Here is a 21159-nt window from a genome sequence, read left to right as displayed (position 1 = left end):
ATAATGTTTTATATGTCGCCGTTGGGTGGGTACCGCTGCAAACTCTCCATGGATGGATCAGGATCCGGACACCAGCTTGACGTTGCCGCCATGGCCGCCACCGCCGAAAACCTGTTTTGCGCCGAACGACGATCGAATCTGGTTTCGCGGCCCGTCAATGCCGATTTCCGGAAACAGCAGCTCGGACAGGCGATAGGCTTCTTCGAGATGCGGATAACCGGAAGCGATGACGGTATCGATGCCGAGCGCTTGATATTCCCTGAGCCGTGCCGCCACCGTCTTCGGTGATCCGACCAACGCGGTACCCGCGCCAGACCGCACAAGACCGATACCCGCCCACAGGTTGGGAGAGACCTCCAGCTTGTCGCGCCGCCCATTGTGCAGCGCCTGCATTCTTGCCTGCCCGACGGAGTCCGATGCCTTGGAGAAGACCTCCTGGGCAGAAGCGATGGTCTCATCGGAAAGCTTGGAAATCAGCCTATCGGCATCGGCCCATGCTTCCTCATCGGTTTCGCGCACGATGAAGTGCAGGCGAATGCCGAAGGTCACCTCCCGCCCCTTTTTGGCAGCGGCAGCGCGAACCTTGACGATTTTTTCCGCCACCTGTGCCGGCGGCTCGCCCCAGGTCAGATATTTGTCGGTGATCCCAGCCGAAAACTCGATGCCGGCATCGGAAGAGCCGCCGAAATAAAGCGGCGGGCGCGGTTCCTGCACCGGCGGCAGGCCGAGCCGGGCACCCTGCGCCTTGATGTATTTGCCGTCGAGATCTCCCTTGCCGGTTTCGATCAGGGAATTGAACACCTGAAAGAATTCGTCGGCATGGTCGTAACGCTCGTCATGCGGCAGGAAGATGCCGTCCCCGGCCAGTTCCTGCGCGCTGCCGCCAACAACGATGTTGAGCAGTAACCGCCCATGGGACACACGATCGAGCGTGGAGGCCAAACGCGCGTAATAAGCGGGTGAAGCAACGCCCGGGCGAATGGCGACAAGGAATTTCAGCTTCTCGGTATAGGCAGCGAGATTGGCCGCGAGAATGAAGGATTCTTCGCAGGCAACGCCGGTGGGAATGAGCACGCCGGAATAACCAAGTCTGTCGGCGGCCTGGGCAATTTCCCGGAAATATCCGGGATCGGCGGGGCGCGACAGATCATCGGAGCCGAGATAGCTGCCATCGCCGGAGGTGGGTATGAACCACAGGAAATCGAGTGGTTTATCGTGCTTGCTCATCGGCAGGTCCTTTGCAATCCGCCCCTCGGGCGATGCGACGTCATGATGGAAGGGTAACCAGTTCCCCGGCGCGTTTAAGAAATTTTGTTCCAATTTCCATCCATCGAGGGGAGTTTCTCTCTCGAATGAACGGGATCAAAAGGGAAAGAAGCGCTTGCGAACCGTGCTCAGAAGACCGGGTAGAGGCCCAGCATCGCGAAGTTCATTTCGCAGATCTCTTCCCGCTCCAGTTCGAGATCGCTTTTCCCCTGCCGGATGCGCCCTGAGTGATCTAGCGGGTGAAGATGAAGCCGTTCTTCCTCACGGGGCTGACGCCGGGTCAGGCCGAACAGATCGAAAGTAAACGCATGAAGTCCCTGCGGCATGTGCGCCTCCTTTGCTCAATTCTCCCTATCCTCCGGCGACTGGCAAAAATCGTCAATATTTTCCATAAAATTACTATTCTATAATTGCGGCATCGCCGGCAAAGGTGGACCAAGGATGTGGCCACGGGAAAAATTCCGTTTCAGAGCACGCTGGCGTCGCCCTGAAGATGCACAGCATGTATCCCCGGCAATCCGTGCAGTCTCGATCCGGTCGCGGTCTTTTCAGCGGTCGATTTCAGACGGTCGAAAAGCGCATAACCTTGGGGCCACCGACCAAAACCGGCGGCGATGTTGATGTGCCCGACGGAGCCAAGATTGACGAGGTCGCTTCCCCAGCTGGCGGCGGTTTGCGCCAGTTCTTCAGGGTCCATATAGGGGTCATTCATGCTCCCCACCACGAGACTGGGAAAAGCAAGCGGCTGCTGCGGAAACGCGCCGAACCGGACGATACAAGGATGCATTGCCTCCACCCGATCGAGATGGGCGGGAGCGACCAGAAGCGCGCCCCTGATTTTGGCAGCCGAAGCTCGCGACGCCATATTCGCCACGAGTGGGCAACCGAGGCTATGGGCAACGATATAGGCGCTTTCAACTGCGGATAGCGCTGATTCAAGACGGTCAATCCAGTCTTCGAGAACCGGGCATTGCCAATTGTCCTGATCGACCAGCCGGGCCTGAGGATCATCCAGCAACCAGTGCCGCTGCCAATGCCCCTCATCCGAACCGTTCAGACCGGGGACAATCAAGGTGGTACACATGCCTACTCCGTGGTTTGCGGGCGGTGTGCCTCAAGAATGGAGAATCCTACGATTCCCGTCGACTATTGCCTTGCTCACCTTTCTAAGCACGGGGAAAAATCAAACCACGTAATGACAGCAGCGTAGAAAATGGGTTCCCGTGGGCTTTAGGATCACCGAAAAAACGGAATCTTTTATCTCAATTTTTTACATGGAAAATATGTGCAATATCGGCAAAGTCTGAGCAAAGCTTTTCCCCCGCCGCATGCCAAAAGAAACGCCGCTGCTTGGCCCCGCAGGCGCGGCTTTGCCATTCTCGTGTCCTCGGAGGTTTTCGCCTCCCAAACCGGACGTTACAGCGGCGGGCCCCTCCTCCGCGCGACAAACCGACAATTCAGGCGGATGATGTGAGCAGCACGAGTGAATTTCTCTGGTATATTCCCAATGACGTCAAACCCGGTCATCGCGGCGATGCCGTCAGCGACAACCATAACAGCCTCGATACATTGACCAGCCATGCAAAGGCGCTGGAAAATCATGGCTGGAAGGGCGCGCTGCTCGGCACCGGCTGGGGCCGGCCCGACACCTTCACGGTCGCAGCAGCCCTTGCGGCGCGGACCACGACATTCGAGCCGCTGATCGCCATCCGTCCCGGTTACTGGAAACCGGCCAACCTAGCCTCGGCCGCCGCCACGCTCGACCAGCTTTCCGGTGGCCGCGTGCGGATCAATGTCGTCTCGGGTCGAGACGAGCTTGCAGCCTATGGCGACGAGGAAGGTGATCAGGCGCAGCGCTATGCCCGAACGAAAGAGTTCATGCGGCTGGTACGGCGGCTCTGGACAGAGGAAAATGTCACCTTTGACGGTGAGCATTTCCGGGTGAAGAATTCCACTGTCCTACCACGTATCGCCGCACGCGCCGACCGCCCGCATCCCAGGCTTTACTTCGGCGGTGCTTCCGAAGCGGCTGAGCAGGTCGCCGCAACCGAGGCCGACGTGCAATTGTTCTGGGGCGAACCACTTACTGACGTGCGCGAGCGGATAGAAAGGCTCAAACATTTCAGCCAGACGCTTGGCCGCGACCTGCCGCCGCTGCAATTCGGCCTGCGGATCACCACGCTGGTGCGTGAAACGACGGCCGAAGCGTGGCGCGACGCCGAGGCGAAAGTCGCTGAAATGGCCGCTAATAATGGCGTGCGATGGAACGACCATCTGCAAGGCCTGGCGGTCGGCCAGCGCCGGCTGCTGGATTTGCACCATCGGAGTGACGTGCTTGATGATAATCTTTATACCGCGCCCGGCAAATTCGGCGGCGGCGGTGCCGCAACCACATGGCTGGTGGGTTCGGCGGAGGATGTCGCCGCCTCGCTGCGCAAATACCGCGCGCTTGGCATCACCCATTTCATCCTTTCCGACACGCCCTATCTGAAGGAAATCGAACGGCAGGGTGACAGGCTGCTGCCGCTGTTGCGGGATTGAAGCGGGGACGATGCCGGGCGGTCTTGCCGAAGCAAGGCCGCCCGGTGCCTTCGCCAATCAGCCATCCGCCGCCTTGATGCTTTGACGGCCGAGAATCGTGCGGATCATGTGGCTTTGCGGCGCATGCGCCCTTGCCGTGATGGCATCGCGGTGATGGCGTTCGAGATTGTAGTCCCGCCGCAGGCCGCGATTGCCACCAAGCTCCAGCGCCAGATCGGTCACCGTCACCGCATTGTCGATCACCACATGGCGAACGGCCAGCGCATCCGTTCCCACCCGCTCTCCCGCATCGATATCACGGGCGACGGAAAGAAGCAGGCGCCGGTTTGCCGCGAGAAGCACCTCGATCTGGCCAAGACCTTCCTGAATACGCGGAATGGAGGAGAGCGGCGCACCGAGGCTTACTGGTGCATGGCCCGTCAGATGGCGCAGCAGATCATCCCGCGCCGAAAGTGCTACACCATGATAAACGGACGCCAGGAGCACGAAGAAATTATAGCCATCGGTCTCATCACGCCGCAGCGGCTCATCCGCTGGCTGTTCGGCAACGATGTCTGCAAGCGGTACTCTTACATCCTCCAGCACAAGATCATGGCTGGCGGTGGCATACATGCCGGTCGCCTCCCATGCCTTTTCCTGGGCGATGCCAGCAGCATCGAGTGGAACCAGAAGCTGAATGAGACGTGGCGTCTCTTCCGTCGTCACCGCAAGCACGATCGCCCATTTCAGCCCCGGCAGGCCGGTGACGAAGCTCTTGCGGCCATTGACCACCCAGACATAGCCCTCGATCCGCGCCGTCGTTTCCGGCAGGCCGCCATGGGCGGGCGAACCGACACCCGGCTCCGCCTGCGCATTGTTCAGAAGCGCCGGCTCCCTGTTATTGGCGGCCAGTACCTTTGCCGAGAGAGCAGCCGGCCATTTGCCGCGCCGGATTGCGGCATGAACGCTGTAGTGCATGGCCAGAATGAGCGCGGTGGACGGATCGCCCTTGGCAATGGCCGTAATGACGGCATGCGCCGTTTCCATGCCCTCGCCCCAGCCGCCATCCTTCTCAGCCGTCACCAGGCCGAGCAGACCCGACTTGAAAAGCGCTTCGAAATTGCCAGCGGCGAATTCCCCGCTTTTGTCGTGGTCCGCCGCCGTCTGGCTGAAATCTTCGGCCAGCGCGGTTGCGATGGCAACAGGGCTGGATTGCTGCTCCGGCGGGCGCGGAACGGTGGATAGAGCACCACTCATGCCACCGCCCTCTCATTTGCCGTCACGAAACGGGCGTCGATCCAGGCAGCAAGATCGAAGTCGTTTTCAAGGAAACCCCATTGATGCAGGAAATCCTTGTAGTGGCCGACAGCGGCCACAAGGTCGGCATCAAGGCCGAGGCCAAGATGGCGGTGAACCTCCGGCCCGTTGGCGGCCAGAACCTGCTCTTCCGTGGCGCCGGCCTCCCGCGCGATGAACCGGCGCGTCTCTTCCGCATGCTGCTCCGCCCAGAGCGAGGCTTTGCGAATAGCGCCAACCAGCCGCTCCACCAGATCGGGACGCTCGTCTGCAAGCCGCCCATCAACCGTCAGCACCCGGGGCGAGCCGGAGTTGATGCGGATCTTCGGATCGGGGTGAAAGCCGAATTCCACCACCTGCACGGCCCCGATCAGATTGGCTGCGGCAATACCCGCCGTTCCCTTGACGAAAATCGCATCGACCTCGCCCCGCAGCAGCGCGATGATCTCCTCACCGAAGGACTGCCGGCGCTTCAGGCCGAAAAGCGACGGCCCCTCCTGCGAGGCCAGCACCGAATCCGCAATGACGATGTCAGTCAGTTCGACATCCTCAACCCCCAGCCCTTGTAATGAAAGCGCGGAGACAATGCCCTTCAGCGCCGTCGCCCGCATGAAATCGACAATGCCTTCCGGTCGCCGTGGCACACCGAAACGACGGCCGACAAGATCGGCAAGCGAGCGGATGCCGCTCTCCGGCAGGGTGATGATCGCCTGAAATTCATCCGTCCAGGTAATGCCGACAAGACGCGTATTGCGCCCTTCCGAACGGGCGCGGATGGGCGGCACGTTGCCGCCGTGGCGGAAGGACCATTCGAGCGTGTGGTTGAAATGGCTCTGGCGAACCGAACGGTCAGGCGAATCGATGATGGATTTCAACGCTATGCCGACCTCCTCGAAGGTCTGCCCGAGATAACCGAGTTGCGCCGCCAGCCCCACGGGGGTCGGCACCGGGCATCGTGTGTACCAGATTTCAGAAAGTGTCGTGCTCATGGCTTTGGCCTCGATGAAAGGGAAAAATACCGGCCCCCGCAAAAAGGGGAGCCGGGTCTGGCGAGACAATCAGGATGCAGCGATATGCGCGAAAGCGAGGCTTCCCGCGACACCTTCGGCGCCGATGGTGTGATCGGCGATGCGCTTGTTGAAGATGGTGATTTCAGGTGCTGCGACGATGTCGATAGCCGGCACGTCCTCGACGAGGATTTGCTGGATTTCTTTCCATTGAGCGACGCGCTTGTCCGGATCGATCTCGATGGCGGCGGCTTCAAGCAGCGCATCCACCTTCGGATTGCTGTAGGCCGCACCATTGGAGAAGGGCACGCCCTTCTTAAAATTCTTCGACCAGTAAAGCCGCTGCACGCCGACGGTCGGATCGAAGAGATTGCTCATGCCCTCATAGGCAAAATCAAAATCGCGGTCCGTGTAGATGCGCTTCGTATAGGTGGCGAAATCCTGCGTTCGCACCGTCACATCCACGCCGACCTTCGCCAGCGCCTGGCGGATGTAGTCCGCGCCCCGCGGATAGGCCTCGGTGCTCGGCACGTAATCCAGATTGAGCTTGAAACGGATACCATCCGCGCCGCGCTTGTATCCGGCCTCATCCAGCAGCGCTTCCGCCACCTTCAGGTCGATCGGATAGGTCTTCAGATCATCCACGAACCATTTCGTCAGCTTCGGATTGATCGGGCCCGTGATCGTCGCGCCATAACCGAAATTGACCGTATTGAAGATGACGTTGCGGTCGATCACATGCGCGAAGGCGCGGCGGACACGCACATCCTTGAAGACATCCTTTTCGAGGTTGAATTCCACGCGGCTGATCGAATTGGTATATTGATAGCCATTGGTGTCGAAGCCGAGGCTCGGCAATTCCTTCAAGCGGTCAAGATCGCTATAGGCGACCGGCGTGCTGGGGGCGAGATCGATCTCTCCGGTTTCGATGGCGATGGCGCGGGCCGATGCATCCGGAATGAAGCGGACGATCAGCCTGTCGAGATAGGGGCGCGGCGCATCCCAATAATCCGCATTACGCTCAAAAACGATATGGCTGCCGCGCACCCACTCCTTGAACTTGAACGGGCCGGTGCCGATGGGTGCGAGGTTGACCGGATTTTCGGTGACTTTCGTGCCCTCATAAAGGTGCTTGGGTACGATGGGCGTTTCGGCGGCGGCAAGTGCGGTGATCAGGTATGGCGCGGGTTTGGAAAGAACCAAAACCGCCGTCAGCTCATTGGGCGTCTCGACCGCGGTAAGGTTCAGGAATGTATTGCGACCACGCGGATGCACTTCCTTGATGGTGCTGATGGAGAAAGCCACATCGGCGGAGGTGAACGGCTTGCCGTCGTGCCATTTCACACCGGGCCGCAGATTGAAGGTATAACGCAGTCCATCCGCGCTCACGTCCCAGGATTTAGCCAAGAGCGGCTTGGGATTAAGATCAAAATCATAGGTCAGCAGACCCTCGGTAACCTTGGGCGATATATAGACGGAGTTATAGGCCGTATGTGCGATCGTCGTCAGCACCGGCGGTTCCGATGAGATCAGCAAGGTGGCCGTGCCGCCGCTTGCAGGCTCTGCCGCGTTGAGCTTCAGCCCCGGCAACGACACCACGCCAAGCGCCACCGACGCCAGCAGAAATCCGCGCCGCGTCGTCTGGTTGAAAATAGTCATGCGATACCCTCTCCTTGATTGAACCGGCGAAAACCCGGCGAAACTGAACGGCTGCGCTTTGAGAGAAGTTTGTTCCGCAGACGAGAGTGGGATTGGCATGAGGAACCAACCATTCTCATTAATGGGAATTATCTTTCTTTTAATGCGCATATTTTGGTAAATTTCAGAAAATAATTCTATTATTCTTTGACAAATTCCATAAAATTAGTCAACTAATGTCCGTGCCTTTGCGGGCTGATTTATGTTTTCTCGATTGCGGACTGGAGCCGATGTCGAATTCGAAAAGAATATTATCGCAGGCGAGACGGGTGGCCATTCAGGCCGTCCCGACGGTTCTCGGTATCGTCATCCTGAACTTCTTCCTGCTGCAGCTGGCACCGGGCGATGCCGCCGATGTGCTGGCGGCGGAAGCCGGTTCGGCAACCGTCGAGACCATGGCCGAAATGCGCTCCCGCTTCGGACTGGACCTGCCGATCGTGCATCAGCTCATGAACTATCTCGGCAATCTCGCGCAGTTCAGCCTCGGTTTTTCGCCGCGCTACGGCATGCCGGTCGCAGACCTCATCGGCCAGCGGCTGCCAGGTACTCTGGCGCTGATGGGCGCCGCCCTTGGCATCGCAATCTTCGTCGGCGTGTTCCTCGGCTCCATCATGGCGCTTTTTTCCGGCAAGCTGCCGGACCGGATCATTTCAATCGGCTCGCTGATCTTTTATTCCGTGCCGGGTTTCTGGATCGGCCTGATGCTTATCCTCACCTTCTCGGTGAAGCTCGGCTGGCTTCCGTCTGGCGGCGACAGCACCATCGGCAGCAGCCTCACCGGTTTCGCCGCCTTTCTCGACAGGTTGCGCTACATCGTTCTCCCCGCCCTTTCGCTGGCGCTTTATTTTCTGGCGATCTACGCCCGCCTCACCCGCGCGGCGATGCTGGAAGTGAAATCTCAGGACTATGTGCGCACGGCACGCGCCAAGGGCGTTTCGCCGTTCCGGCTCATCACACGCCATATTCTGCGCAACGCGCTGATCCCGATAACCACCATGGCTGGCATGCACATTGGCGGCCTGCTGGGCGGCGCTGTCGTGGTTGAAACCGTCTTCAGCTGGCCGGGCCTTGGCCGTCTTGCTTTCGAAGCCGTCATGGCCCGCGATTTCAGCGTGCTGCTCGGCATTCTGCTTCTCTCGTCCCTCGTCGTCATCATTGTCAATGCAGCCGTGGACCTGTTGCAGGCATGGCTCGATCCCCGCATCGGAGAAAGCCGATGAATTCCTCCCATACATCAGCGGTCCTCAACACGGCCGAACTCGGCGCTGAAGAGACCAATCCCAAACCGAAGAAACCGGAAGAAAAAGTCTGGCCCTATATCCACGCGCCGGATGCGCTTTCGGCCCGCTCCGTCTCCGTGCCCCGGCGCGGTCTGCGGCGGGAATTGAAAATTTTCCTGACCAACCCCAACGCCATCGTCGGGCTGCTGTTTCTCGCCACCGTCCTCATCGCCGCGCTGATCGCCCCCTTGATCTACCCCGGCGATCCCCTGGAAATGGTGGCCCGCCCGTTCCTTTGGCCCGGCCAGAATGCCGCCTATCCGCTCGGCACCGATTCCATGGGCCGGGATGTTCTGGCCGGCATCGTCCACGGCGCGCGCATTTCGCTCACCGTCGGTGTCGTCGCCACGCTGATCGGGTTGACGATCGGCATCTCGATCGGCGCTTTCGCCGGTTATTTCGGCGGCGTTATCGACGATATTCTCGTCAAGCTGATCGAAATATTCCAGACATTGCCGAATTTCGTGCTGCTTGTTGTACTCGTCGCCATCGCCCAACCGTCGGTCACTACGGTCACCTCTGCAATCGGCATCATCACATGGCCGCTGGTGGCCCGCCTCACCCGCGCCGAATTCCGCGCCATCCGCGAAAAGGACTATGTGCTCGCCGCCCGCAGCCTCGGTTACGGCCATGCGCGCATCGTCTTTCAGGAAATCCTGCCCAATGCGCTACCGCCGATCATCGTCACCTCCTCCGTCATGGTGGCGGGTGCGATCCTCATGGAAGCGGCGCTGTCCTTCATGGGACTTGGCGATCCCAACCGCGTTTCCTGGGGTTCAATGATCGGTTCGGGACGCGACGTCATCCGCACCGCCTGGTATCTGACTGCCCTTCCCGGCCTCGCCATCGTTTTCACCGTCATTTCGCTGAACCTCATCAGCGACGGCCTCAACGATGCACTCAACCCCCGTTTCTCGGAGGAACGCCGATGAGCAAACTGATCGAAGTTCATGATCTCTCCGTCAGCTTCGGCTCGGCCCAGCCGGTCAAAGGCGTCAGTTTCGATGTCAGCCCCGGCGAAATGCTGGCCATCGTCGGCGAGAGCGGCTCTGGAAAATCCCTGACGGCGCTCGGCCTCATTGGCCTGCTGCCCTCACACGCCAAGACCGGTGGGCGAGTTCAGCTCGAGGGCCGCGACCTGCTGCCGCTTTCCGAACGGCAATGGCGCGGCATTCGCGGCCGCGATATCGGCATGATCTTCCAGGAGCCGATGACCTCGCTGAACCCGGTTCTGACGGTCGGCGAGCAGATCATCGAGGTGCTGCGCATCCACGAGAAGATCGACCGGCATCAGGCCCGCAAACGCGCCATCGCGCTTCTGGACCTCGTCAACATTCCCGATGCCGCCCGACGGGTGGATGATTATCCGCACCAGCTTTCCGGCGGCATGCGGCAGCGCGTGATGATCGCCATCGGCGTCGCCTGCAATCCGAAACTGCTGATCGCCGACGAGGCGACGACCGCGCTCGATGTGACGATACAGGCGCAGATCCTGCAACTGCTCGACAATCTGCGCCGCGATCTCAACATGGCGGTGATCCTGATCACCCACGATCTCGGCATCGTGGCGCAATGGGCAGACCGGGTGATGGTCATGTATGCCGGCCGCAAGGTGGAAGAGGGTTTGCCGGAACCGGTGTTCTCCAACCCCTACCATCCCTATACGCGCGGGCTGCTTGCCGCTTCGCCACGCGCGGAAGACGGCCAGCATTATCGTGACGGGCCGCTGATCGAAATTCCCGGCTCCATCGTCTCCGCCACCGGCGAGCGCGGCTGCGCCTTCCGGCCACGCTGTCCGAGCGCCCGTGGTTTCTGCGGGCAGTTCGTGCCGCCACTGAGGCCGATTTCGGAAGGCCGCTACGCCGCCTGTCCCTTCGTATTCCCGACATCACAGGAGGTATCCGATGACGCTCTTGTCAGTGCATAGTCTCTCCACCCATTATACGGGCGGACGCGGCACCGTGCGCGCCGTCGATGATGTCTCGCTCGACATCGAGGCGGGCGAGACCGTAGCGCTGGTGGGTGAATCCGGCTGCGGAAAATCCTCGCTCGGCAAATCGCTGATGCGGCTGGTCGAACCCTCTTCCGGCAGGATCACCTTCAAGGGCGCTGATGTCACGGCGATGACGTCGTCGCAGCTGCGCGGTATCCGCCGCCGCATCCAGATGATCTTTCAGGATCCCTTCGCTTCGCTCAATCCACGCCAGACGGTTCGCACCATCCTCACCGCGCCGCTCAAGGTGCACGGCATCGGCGACAGGGCGCGCCAGCGCGAAATCGTCGAGGCCATCGTCGCGCAGGTGGGCCTGCCGACGGACGCGCTCGACCGCTATCCGCATGAATTTTCCGGCGGCCAGCGCCAGCGCATCGGCATTGCCCGCGCGCTGGTTCTGGAACCGGAACTGGTGGTGTGCGACGAGCCTGTCTCGGCGCTCGACCTTTCGATACAGGCACAGATCCTCAACCTGCTGGTGGAGATGAAGAAGCGGCTGTCGCTCTCCTATCTCTTCGTCTCCCACGACCTTTCCGTGGTACGTTATTTCTCCGACCGCGTGCTGGTTATGTATCTCGACAAGATCGTGGAAAGCGCGCCGACCGCAGAGCTCTGGGCCTCGCCGAAGCACCCTTACACCCGCGCGCTGCTCGCCGCCGTTCCGGATCCCGCCCGCCGCAAACAGGCGGCACCGATTTCCGGTGATCTGCCAAGCCCGCATGATCCGCCAGCCGGCTGCCGGTTTCACACCCGCTGCCCGCTCGCCACCGATCTCTGTCGCGAAAAAGCGCCGGATTACACCCTTTTCGGCAAGAACCACGCCGTGGCTTGCCACCATGCCCAATAACTTCAAGGAGCAATTATAATGGTCGACTATCGCTATCTCGGACGCAGCGCGCTGAAAGTTTCGCCGCTGAGCCTCGGCACGATGATGTTCGGAGGCCCGACGCCGGATGACGTGGCTTTCCGCATCATCGACAAGGCGCGCGAACAGGGCATCAACTTCATCGACACCGCCGACGTCTATCATGACGGCAAGTCGGAAGAAGTCGTCGGCCGAGGCATCAAGGCCAGTCGCGATCACTGGGTGCTGGCGACGAAATTCGTCAACTCCCATACCAAGGGTCCTAATCTCGGTGGGCATTCGCGCAAATGGGTGATCGAGACCGTCGAGAATTCGCTGCGCCGTCTCAATACCGACTATATCGACATCCTCTATTTCCACCGCGCCGTCTTCGACGCGCCGCTGGAAGAGCCGGTGCGCGCCATTGCCGATCTTATCCGCGCCGGCAAGCTGCGTTACTTCGGCGTGTCGAACTTCCGTGGCTGGCGCATTGCCGAAATCTCGCATCTGGCCGACCAGCTCGGCATTGACCGGCCTGTCGCCAGCCAGCCTCTCTACAATATCGTCAACCGCACGGCCGAAGCCGAGCAGTTGCCGGCAGCCAACCATTATGGCCTTGGCGTGGTGTCCTATTCACCGCTCGCACGCGGTGTGCTTACCGGCAAATACCAGCCGGGCGAACAGCCGGGTGCCGATACCCGCGTCGGTCGTGGCGACAAGCGTGTTCTGGAAACGGAATGGCGTCCGGAATCGGTTGAGATCGCCCAGAAGGTCGCGGCCCATGCCGCTTCGAAGGGCGTTTCGGCGGCAGATTTCGCGCTCGCGTGGGTGCTGAACAACAAGTTCGTCACCGCCGCCATCACCGGCCCGCGCACCGAAGAGCACTGGAACGGTTATGTCCGCGCCCTCGATGTGAAGATCGATGCGGAAGATGAAGCGCTGGTCGACAGCCTTGTCACGACAGGCCATCCGTCCACGCCCGGCTTCAACGACCCAAGCCATCCCGTCGAAGGCCGCGTGCCGCGCAATGTCGAGCCCGCACCCCGCCCGGCCCTCAAGCCGCGCGCCGTCGCCTGATCACCGAAAAAAAGTCTGCGGCGCGACCGTGCCGCAGGCCCTCACATCCGCTCACGGGAAAACCGCAATGTCCACTCCGAAACCACAGACAACCACCACCGATCATTCCGGCGTGCCGAGCCGGGACGAGATTCTGGCCCGGGCAAAGGACATTGCGGTTATCGCGGCAAAGGATGCCGCCCTCCGCGAGCGCCACCGCGACCTGCCCTTCGACATCTTCGCGCTTATCAAGGAAGCAAAGATCGGTACGCTGCGCGTTCCCGAAGCCAAGGGCGGACCGGGCGGCTCGATTGCCGACTATATTGAGGTTCTGATGATCCTCGGCGAAGCCGACAGCAATATTCCGCACGCGCTGCGCAGCCATTTTAATTTCACCGAAAACCTCGCCCTCGCCCCCATCGAGCTGGAAGACCGGCGGCATCTCGAACAGGTGCTTGCCGGCAAGCTCTTTGCGGGCGCCAGCACCGAACAGGGCACCAAGCGCCCGGGCGAAATCACCACACGGCTGAGCGCCGATGGCGACCGCTACCGGCTGAACGGCCGAAAATGGTATGCGACCGGCACCGCCTTTGCCGATTTCGGCACTTTCAGCGCGATCGGTGACGACGAGCAGCCAATCGGCGTGCTCATTCCGCTCGATCGCACCGGCATCACCATCCTCGACGACTGGGACAGCATGGGCCAGCGCATGACGGCAAGCGGCGGCGTGTTGCTCGAAAATGTCGAGGTGCTGCCGCATGAATTGACAACCCGCAAGCTCGGCAGCCAGATCGGCCGCCACAGCTCCGCCATGCGGCAGTTGCATCTCGCCGCCTCTGCCGCCGGTGCCGTTCAAGGCGCGCTGAATGACGGCGTGGAGTATGTTCTGCGCCAGGCGCGCACCACCCTTCACAGCAGCGCGGAAACCGCCAATCAGGACCCGTTCGTGCAGAAGATGCTCGGCGAAATCAGCGCCGGCGCTTTCGCCGTCAAGACCCTGATCCGCGAGGCTGCCCGGACGCTCGACCGCACTGCGGCGGCCTTCGCCACCGGCGATGAAGAGGCGATAGAGGCCGCCCTGCTGGAAGGATCGCTCGCCACCGCGCGAACCCAGATCATCGCCTCGCAGCTTTCGCTGACGGTCGCCACCAACCTTTACGAACTGGGTGGCGGCTCGGCGACATCAAGCGAGCGGAATTTCGACCGCCACTGGCGCAACATCCGCACGGTCTACAATCACAATCCCCTTGCCCATAAGGCGCGCGTCATCGGCGATTATTACCTCAACGGCACCACGACCCATCTCAGGGAAGGCCGGGTATTTTAGCCATGAAGGGAAAACGGCCATGAGAACGGAATTCATCCCTCCTTCGGTCACGCGGGCAGCTTTTCGATTGCCGACGCTTTCCCGGCTGCCGCCGCTGACCGCCCTGCGCGCATTTGTGGTGGCCGCACGTCACTCCAGCTTCTCGCGGGCAGCAGAAGAACTGCATGTCTCGACCGCCGCAATCGGCCAGCAGGTCCGCATTCTCGAAACCCATCTCGGGCAACCGCTTTTCAGCCGCCAGCGCGGCGAGCTCGTGCTGACCGACGCCGGCAGCACGCTTTACCCCGGCCTTGCGGACGCTTTCGAGACGATGATCGGCAGCCTTTCCGATCTCATGGCCTCCGGCGGCCGGCGGCAGGTGAAGGTTCTGGCGGAAGGCTGTTTTGCGGCCAGATGGCTGGCGCCAAGGTTGGGACGCATCGTTCCAGCCCTTGGAGACGTGGATATCTCGATCGAATCCCTCGAGGGCGATGCCATCGACCTCACGCAGTTCGATGCCGATTGCGCGATCGTCGCGACCCACGGACAAATCCCCGGTTTCATTCACGAGCCGCTTTTTGCCGACACCGTCAGTGCCGTCTGCACGCCGGATTTTGCAGCCCGTCACCAGCTTTGTGGCGAACCCGAACGACTTCGCGATATCTCTTTTGCGATGTTACGCGGCAATGGTGGGGATGCCGCTTTCGAGTGGGCAAACTGGCTTCGCGCCTGCCGCATTCCGTTGCGACTTTCGGCAACAGGACCGCGCTTTTCGCGCCAGAGCGCGTTGATAGAGGCGATCTTATCCGGCCACGGCATAGGTCTTGCCCGCCATTCGCTGATTTCCGATGAGCTCAAATCCGGTCGTCTGATCGCAGCTTTCGGCACACCACAGCCGACCGCCAGCCGTTACCATCTGCTGACCAGTCCTGACAGGCGGCGGCTGCCGGAAATCGCATCTCTACTCGCCTTGTTGCGCGAGGATATACGCTCTCTCGAGGCCGCCGCCTGAACACGCCCGTCCCACATCAGGCGCGTTCTCTCTGCAACTCCCTGGTCGCATGGATGTTTTCCGGCCGGGGCAGGCCGTAATGGTCTCGCAGCGTGTCGCCCTCATAATCCTCACGGAAGAGGCCTCGTTGTTTGAGGATCGGCACCACCTCGTCCACGAAGAGATCAAACCCGCCATTTAGCCATGGCGGCATGATATTGAAGCCGTCGGCGGCGCCTTCACGGAACCACGTCTCTATCCAGTCCGCCACCTGCTCGGGCGTTCCGGAAATCACCTTGTGGCCACGCCCGCCGGCAAGCCGGTGCAGCAATTGCCGGATCGTGGGGTTCTCCCGGTCGATGACATCGAGGACCAGTTGATGACGGCTGCTATCCGCCTGCGCACGCGTCGCTTCCACAGCCTCCTTTGGCAAGGGCTGATCGAGATCGGCCGATGAGAGATCGATGCCGGTGATGCGCTGCAGCTGGCCTAGCGAAAATGCCGGCTGGATGAGATCGTTGAAACTCGCCTCGAGCTTTCGCGCCTCCTCTTCGGTGGAGGCGATGAAGGGACTGATGCCCGGCAGGATTTTCACATGGGCGGGATTGCGCCCCGTGGCCGCCACGCGCCGCTTGATATCGGAATAAAAAGACCGCGCACTCTTCAGAGTTTGATGCGCGGTAAAGATTGCCTCAGCATAACGGGCCGCAAAGCCGCGCCCGTCCTCCGAGGAGCCAGCTTGCACATAGACCGGGCGTCCTTGCGGCGAGCGCGGCAGGTTCAGAGCACCCCGCACCCGGTAAAATTCGCCATCGTGACTGGCCGGGTGAATGCGGTCGGTATCGGCAAAAAGACCGCTCTCCCTGTCGGCGACGATGGCATCGTCTTCCCAACTGTCCCAGAGCTTCGTCACCACCTCCACAAACTCGGTCGCCTGACGGTAACGGTCGGCATGCGGCGGATGCTGTTGGAGATTGAAGTTGCCGGCCGCCGCATCGGCCGAGGTGGTCACGATATTCCAGCCCACCCGGCCGCCGCTGATATGATCGACCGAGGCGAACAGTCGCGCGAGATTATACGGCTCGTAATAGGTGGTTGAGGCCGTCGCAATGAAGCCGATCTTTTCGGTGACGGCGGCCAAGGCCGCCAGCATGGTGATCGGTTCCAGCCGGTGGCGGGCGGCATAGCGGATATTGGCGTCCAGCACCGGCGCATCGGCAAAAAAGATGGCATCGAGCTTTGCCGCCTCGGCCTTGCGGGCGATATCCTGGTAGAGCTTTATATCGGTGACGCGCAGTGGCTCCGACTCGGGGTGGCGCCAGGCTGCTTCATGATGTCCACCCGGATAGATAAACGCATTGAGGACCAGCTTCTCAGATTTTCTGCTCATGGCGATGAACCCTTTTCAACTTTGACGCGGCTTTAGACGAGAGGTGGGGAGGCGCTTACGCCTCCTTCGTCACCCAGGCTTTGGCGAGATTGCCACTCAGCCCCTCCGCCCCTGTCGCGTAATCCTTAATGCGGACGCTGCCGACGACCGGCTGGATTGGTGAGACAAGATTGATGACGGGAAGGTCCTTCGCGACGACGGCCTGAAACTCCTTGAAGAAGGCGGCGCGCTTTTCGATATCCGGTTCAATCGCGGCCGCTTCCAGCAGCCGGTCCACTTCCGGATTGGCGTAGTGGCTGGCATTCGAGAACGGCAGACCGATCTTGAAATTCTTGCTCCAGTAGACGCGCTGCACTCCGGCTGTCGGATCGAAGGTGTTGGAGAGGGATTCGACTGAAAGATCCCAGGCGCGGTCGGTATAGACGACCTTCACATAGGTACCGAAATCGAACTTCTGGATATCCGCTTCGATGCCGATCTTCGAAAGCGCCTGCGCGATGAAATCCGAATAGGTCTGTGGATTGAACGGGTTGGTGGTGACCCTGAGCTTGAAGCGCTTACCGCCATCCTTGCGCGGAAAACCCGCCTCATCCAGCAGTTTTTCCGCCAGCGCGACGTCGAACTTGGCAAAACCGATATCCGGATTGTGGAACTTCGCAAGGCCGGGGCTGATCGGCGTGGGTGATGGCACGGCGTACCCATAAAGTACGGTATCGATCAACGCCGGAACGTCGATCGCGTGGGCGATGGCCTGCCTCACCTTCAACTCCTTGAGATAGTCGTTCTCAAGGTTGATGACGAGCTGGTTCTGCTGGCCGGCATAGGCATAGATTCGGTCATCCACCTTCAGCGTCGGGATGGATTTCAGCCGCTCCAGATCCGCAAGCGCTACCGGGTTGGGGCCAATGTCGCCCTCCCCGGTTTCCAGCGCTGCGGCGCGTGCGCCGGCATCGTTGATAAGGCGGATGATGACGCGGTCGAGATAGGGGCGCGGCGCGTCCCAATAATTCGCATTTTTTTCCAGCAGGATATGGCTGCCCGGCACCCACTCCTTCAAAACGAAGGGACCGCTACCGATGATCTGGGCGGGCTTCGGATTATCGGTCGGCTTGAAGGTCTCGAAGATGTGCTTTGGCACAACAGGCGATTCCGATGAGGCGAGCGCGGTGATCAATCCCGGCGCCGGCTTGGAAAGCTTCACCTTCGCGACCAGCGGATCGGACGTATCGATGCTTTCGACATTCGCGAAAGTCGCCCGGCCGCGCGGATGGGCCTCTTTCAGACGCAGGATGGAAAACTCCACATCCGCCGATGTCACCGGTTTGCCGTCATGGAATTTCGCATTCGGCTGCAGATGGAAGACATATTCCAGCCCGTCGGCGGAAACGCTCCATTCTTTGGCGAGGCTCGGCTTTGGCGAAAGCTCGTAATCGTATGTCAAAAGCCCGTCATAGATCTTCGAGCCGATAAACTGCGGGCCACCCGCGCTGGTATTGATCGCCACGAGCTGCGTCGGCTCCGGAAAATAGACGATCTTGAGCGTGCCGCCCGAAACGGGCTCTTCGGCAGCAGCGAAAGAACCGCCGGGAAGCGCCACGAAAGCCCCGGCGGCAAGTGCAATTTTGTGAAACTGGCGTCTGGAAAAAGTCATGTCTGTCTCCGAAAAAATCCGATGCGCAGGTGCGGCAGCTCAATGGAGCTGCGGGAACCCGTGGCGTTCGGCGAGGATTTGCAAAATTCGTTTCGTGTCCTGAATGAAGTGCGTGTCGCCGTGGCTTGCCGCATCGGCGGGCGCATCGCCGGCAAAAACAAACAGCGGCAGCGACTGGTTTTCCTCGCCCGCGACGGCAATGACCGCTTCTCGCGGGCGCTGAAAACCGACACGGTGGATATCGATCCCGGCGGCAAGGTCCGGAAAGGCGGCCAGCAGTCCTTCGATCTGGTTACAATGCGGGCAGACGAAGCGGACACCGGGGTGCTTTGGGTCTTCGAAACCGGGGGAGATCAAAAAAAGCGTGTCCTTGGCCATGGCATCCATCATGTGAGGGTGAGATTTCCAGCTCACAGTGCAGACGGCCAAAGCGCGGGTCCAGAAAGCAATTCTTGCTTTGAAACAAAGATTTCCTTCGCGCTAAATTATTGATGAACTTATTTTTTCGGAATTGAGCCAACATGGACCGCTCTTCTGGATGACTTGTCTCACGCGCAATGTTTTTCTCGAAAACGAGGTTGGCGCGCGAAGCCACAAACGTGGCTGGGAGCCGTTTCAACAATAAAAAAAACCGGCAAAATTGCCGGTTTCATTTTGGTCCGATCGATGATTTCAGGTGCTGACATTTTGATGGGATCGACGGCGATAGTCACGGTATCTCCTCAGGGAAAAAATATCGTTCTCGCAATCTCGGCGATTGCGAAGTGCGGGCTTTGGAACTGGAAAGGTGGGGCGACGAGAGACGTCAGAGCCTCAGGCCCGCCTCCTTCATCAAGGGCAGAATGCGCTGCGCGAAATATTCTAGATCTTCGCGGAAATCGTAGAAATTCAACTGCACACCATCGATGCCCGCCTTCTTCAGGCCGACAAGCTGCTCGACCACCTGTTCCGGCGAGCCGATGATTTCGATATTGCCGCCGAGATTGCGTCCCTGCTTGTGGCGCGCATCGCCGCGGCCGCGCCAGGCATGGGCGTCGCTGTCGTAATTATTGGTGGCGAAAGCACGCGTTCCGGGCTGCGGCTTTCCGGCCTCGATGGCATCGGCATAAGCGATCGCCTCCTTCTCCGTATCGCGGCTGACGATGATCGGGTTGATGAGCGTCTTCACCTGCCGGCCATAGGCCTTGGCGCGGTTCTTGATGGTGGTGATATGATCGGGAAGCGTTTCGAGCGCACTGTCGATATGCGCGCCGCCGGGTGAGGTGACGAAAACCAGATCGGAATGGCGGGCGGCAAAATCGATACCGGCGGGTGAACCGGTCGCCGTCACCAGCGGCGGGCGGCCGAAGGCGGGCTTCGGCGTGATCCAGCCATTGTTGATCGCCCACGGGTTTAACTTGCCCTCATAGGAAAAATTCTCGGTCTCGCCCCACAGACGGTGAAGCACATCGAACAATTCCCCCGCCATGTCGTAACGCCTGTCATGATCGATCCGCTGCCAGCCGAACATTTCGTGCTCGATGGCGCGGTGGCCGGTGACAATGTTGATGCCCCAACGCCCTTTGGCGATATGATCCAGCGTCGCACCATATTTGGCGAGATGAAGCGGATGCAGGGGACCGTAGAGCACATGGATGGTGGAGATCAGCAGAATGCTCTTCGTGACCGCCGCCATGGCGCCCAGCGCGATGAAACTGTCGAGCGAGGATTCCCCGTCATACCCGCCCTTGGGCAGCCATTGCGTGCGGCTGAAGGCGATTTCAAAACCCAACTCCTCCGCACGCTTCACCAGTTCCGCATTGTAGTCGAAGGTCCAGCTATTGCTGGTCGGCAGGCTGGAGAAGTTGATGTCCTGCAGATTGAGGAAAAGGCCCAGCATCAGCGGCTGTCTTGCCGCCCGGCTGAGCGGGCTTTCCGCGAAATCGGCGGGGCCTCTCAGCTCAAGCCCATCAGGCAAAGCAACGGTCAGCGCCATGTCTTTTCTCCTTCGGAATGATCGCCCTGCTGGGCGGCGGCGAGCCGGGCACGCAGATAATTCTCCACGCTGCGGGGTGGGCGGCCGATAATCTGTTCAACAGTATCTGTGGTGAATGCAGCGAGACCTTCGCCGATCAGCTGCCCGAATTCGGCAATGGCCTTCTGTTCGAACGCACCGATATGCGCCGGAAAGGTCGAGGCAGACTGATGCGAAACTCCGACCGGCCGATGCAGGATGCGGGCCGCGATGCGGGCGATTCCCAGAGCCGCCAGGGCTTCGTGGCCGGTCAGCACCAGAGTGCCGGCAGGCGGCGCGCTGGCAGACAGCGCCTCTACCGCGACATCGGCGATATCATCGGCATCGATGAAAGAGACGGCCGCATTCCCGAAACGGGCAGGCACATCCTCGCCGTTGCGCAAAGCGGCGACAACGGGTTCCAGCGCCACCTGCATCCAGGCATTCGGCCGCAGCACCGTATGGGCTATGCCGGTTTCCGCCAGATGCTTTTCGACCGCCGCATGGGCGGTACCCGAGATCGAGCGTGCCGCATTTTTAAGGGTCCAGTCGGAGCCGGATAGTTTCACGATCTGCGACACGCCGGCGGAGAGAGCCGCGTCAATGACCGCATTCTGATCCGCTGCCAGCGTTTTGCCGATGGGGGAAAGCAGGAAGACCCTGTCTACATCGCGTGAGGCCCCTTTCAGGCTCGCCGGGTCGGAGAAATTTCCCTCAGCAATATCGACGCTGTCGCCCCAGAGTTTCAGCGCATCCTCGCGCCTGCGGGTCAGTACCCGAACCTTTGCCTGTTTCTGCAAAAGACGATTGACGACACGCTGGCCGAGCTTGCCGGTTGCGCCCGTTACGAGAATAGCGGCTGTCATGG

20 protein-coding genes are annotated in these 21159 nt (G+C 60.5%); 8 read left to right on the top strand and 12 right to left on the bottom strand.

The features are described 5' to 3' along the window. Window positions 1–57: 57 nt before the first annotated feature. The 3 genes from ssuD to GSF67_RS21280 form a co-directional block, all read right to left on the bottom strand. The gene (ssuD, locus tag GSF67_RS21290; RefSeq protein WP_035216223.1) at window positions 58–1227 is read right to left on the bottom strand and encodes an FMNH2-dependent alkanesulfonate monooxygenase; all 1170 of its coding nucleotides are present in this window, start codon (window positions 1225–1227) and stop codon (window positions 58–60) included. A 167-nt stretch (window positions 1228–1394) separates the two neighbouring features. Beyond that, complete coding sequence (locus GSF67_RS21285; protein WP_006315094.1) at window positions 1395–1592, bottom strand: hypothetical protein; 198 nt, start codon at window positions 1590–1592, stop codon at window positions 1395–1397. A gap of 140 nt (window positions 1593–1732) precedes the next feature. Continuing rightward, a complete protein-coding gene (locus tag GSF67_RS21280; RefSeq protein WP_006315093.1) occupies window positions 1733–2350 on the bottom strand; it encodes an alpha/beta hydrolase in 618 nt (205 codons plus the stop codon). Between the two features lie 386 nt (window positions 2351–2736). On the opposite strand from GSF67_RS21280, the gene GSF67_RS21275 reads away from it, so the two are divergent. Then, window positions 2737–3807, top strand: coding sequence for an LLM class flavin-dependent oxidoreductase (locus tag GSF67_RS21275; protein WP_006315092.1), 1071 nt, complete (start codon window positions 2737–2739; stop codon window positions 3805–3807). 57 nt (window positions 3808–3864) lie between these two features. Here the strand turns inward: GSF67_RS21275 and GSF67_RS21270 are convergent, their stop codons facing one another. From GSF67_RS21270 to GSF67_RS21260, 3 genes are all read right to left on the bottom strand, one after another. Beyond that, window positions 3865–5043: an acyl-CoA dehydrogenase family protein gene (locus GSF67_RS21270; RefSeq protein WP_006315091.1), complete on the bottom strand. Its 1179-nt coding sequence runs from the start codon at window positions 5041–5043 to the stop codon at window positions 3865–3867. Further along, window positions 5040–6071 carry an ABC transporter substrate-binding protein gene (locus GSF67_RS21265; RefSeq protein ID WP_035216257.1) on the bottom strand — a complete coding sequence of 344 codons (1032 nt, stop codon included), beginning with the start codon at window positions 6069–6071 and terminating at the stop codon, window positions 5040–5042. Before GSF67_RS21265 ends, GSF67_RS21270 begins: the two co-directional genes overlap by 4 nt. Window positions 6072–6140: 69 nt before the next feature. Next, complete coding sequence (locus GSF67_RS21260) at window positions 6141–7748, bottom strand: ABC transporter substrate-binding protein (protein ID WP_006315089.1); 1608 nt, start codon at window positions 7746–7748, stop codon at window positions 6141–6143. A 269-nt stretch (window positions 7749–8017) separates the two neighbouring features. Between GSF67_RS21260 and GSF67_RS21255 the strand changes: the two genes are divergently transcribed. From GSF67_RS21255 to GSF67_RS21225, 7 genes are all read left to right on the top strand, one after another. After that, complete coding sequence (locus GSF67_RS21255) at window positions 8018–9007, top strand: ABC transporter permease (RefSeq protein ID WP_010973037.1); 990 nt, start codon at window positions 8018–8020, stop codon at window positions 9005–9007. Beyond that, complete coding sequence (locus GSF67_RS21250; protein WP_006315087.1) at window positions 9004–9999, top strand: ABC transporter permease; 996 nt, start codon at window positions 9004–9006, stop codon at window positions 9997–9999. Before GSF67_RS21255 ends, GSF67_RS21250 begins: the two co-directional genes overlap by 4 nt. After that, the gene (locus GSF67_RS21245) at window positions 9996–10994 is read left to right on the top strand and encodes an ABC transporter ATP-binding protein (RefSeq protein WP_006315086.1); all 999 of its coding nucleotides are present in this window, start codon (window positions 9996–9998) and stop codon (window positions 10992–10994) included. The genes GSF67_RS21250 and GSF67_RS21245 overlap by 4 nt, the downstream gene beginning before the upstream one ends. Beyond that, entirely contained in the window at window positions 10972–11907 is a 936-nt protein-coding gene (locus GSF67_RS21240; RefSeq protein ID WP_176072081.1) for an ABC transporter ATP-binding protein, read from the top strand. Before GSF67_RS21245 ends, GSF67_RS21240 begins: the two co-directional genes overlap by 23 nt. Window positions 11908–11925: 18 nt before the next feature. Further along, window positions 11926–12981: an aldo/keto reductase gene (locus GSF67_RS21235; RefSeq protein ID WP_006315084.1), complete on the top strand. Its 1056-nt coding sequence runs from the start codon at window positions 11926–11928 to the stop codon at window positions 12979–12981. 67 nt (window positions 12982–13048) lie between these two features. Further along, complete coding sequence (locus GSF67_RS21230) at window positions 13049–14287, top strand: acyl-CoA dehydrogenase family protein (RefSeq protein ID WP_006315083.1); 1239 nt, start codon at window positions 13049–13051, stop codon at window positions 14285–14287. A 19-nt stretch (window positions 14288–14306) separates the two neighbouring features. Next, window positions 14307–15278, top strand: coding sequence for a LysR substrate-binding domain-containing protein (locus GSF67_RS21225; protein WP_006315079.1), 972 nt, complete (start codon window positions 14307–14309; stop codon window positions 15276–15278). A 16-nt stretch (window positions 15279–15294) separates the two neighbouring features. Here the strand turns inward: GSF67_RS21225 and GSF67_RS21220 are convergent, their stop codons facing one another. From GSF67_RS21220 to GSF67_RS21195, 6 genes are all read right to left on the bottom strand, one after another. Next, the gene (locus tag GSF67_RS21220) at window positions 15295–16647 is read right to left on the bottom strand and encodes an LLM class flavin-dependent oxidoreductase (protein WP_006315078.1); all 1353 of its coding nucleotides are present in this window, start codon (window positions 16645–16647) and stop codon (window positions 15295–15297) included. 55 nt (window positions 16648–16702) lie between these two features. Then, a complete protein-coding gene (locus tag GSF67_RS21215) occupies window positions 16703–18298 on the bottom strand; it encodes an ABC transporter substrate-binding protein (RefSeq protein ID WP_006315077.1) in 1596 nt (531 codons plus the stop codon). Between the two features lie 39 nt (window positions 18299–18337). Then, entirely contained in the window at window positions 18338–18688 is a 351-nt protein-coding gene (locus GSF67_RS21210; RefSeq protein WP_006315076.1) for a DUF3088 domain-containing protein, read from the bottom strand. Between the two features lie 158 nt (window positions 18689–18846). After that, window positions 18847–19011, bottom strand: coding sequence for a hypothetical protein (locus GSF67_RS21205; RefSeq protein WP_006315075.1), 165 nt, complete (start codon window positions 19009–19011; stop codon window positions 18847–18849). A gap of 92 nt (window positions 19012–19103) precedes the next feature. Beyond that, window positions 19104–20273: an LLM class flavin-dependent oxidoreductase gene (locus GSF67_RS21200; protein WP_006315074.1), complete on the bottom strand. Its 1170-nt coding sequence runs from the start codon at window positions 20271–20273 to the stop codon at window positions 19104–19106. Further along, window positions 20264–21157, bottom strand: coding sequence for an NmrA family NAD(P)-binding protein (locus GSF67_RS21195; RefSeq protein ID WP_006315073.1), 894 nt, complete (start codon window positions 21155–21157; stop codon window positions 20264–20266). The genes GSF67_RS21200 and GSF67_RS21195 overlap by 10 nt, the downstream gene beginning before the upstream one ends. Window positions 21158–21159: the final 2 nt, after the last annotated feature.

Origin of the sequence: Agrobacterium sp. CGMCC 11546 (genome assembly GCF_013365515.1) — a bacterium.
Classification (GTDB): domain Bacteria; phylum Pseudomonadota; class Alphaproteobacteria; order Rhizobiales; family Rhizobiaceae; genus Agrobacterium; species Agrobacterium fabrum.
The sequence above is the reverse complement of the archived record's forward strand: the minus strand, read 5'-3'. Positions and strand labels throughout refer to the sequence as shown.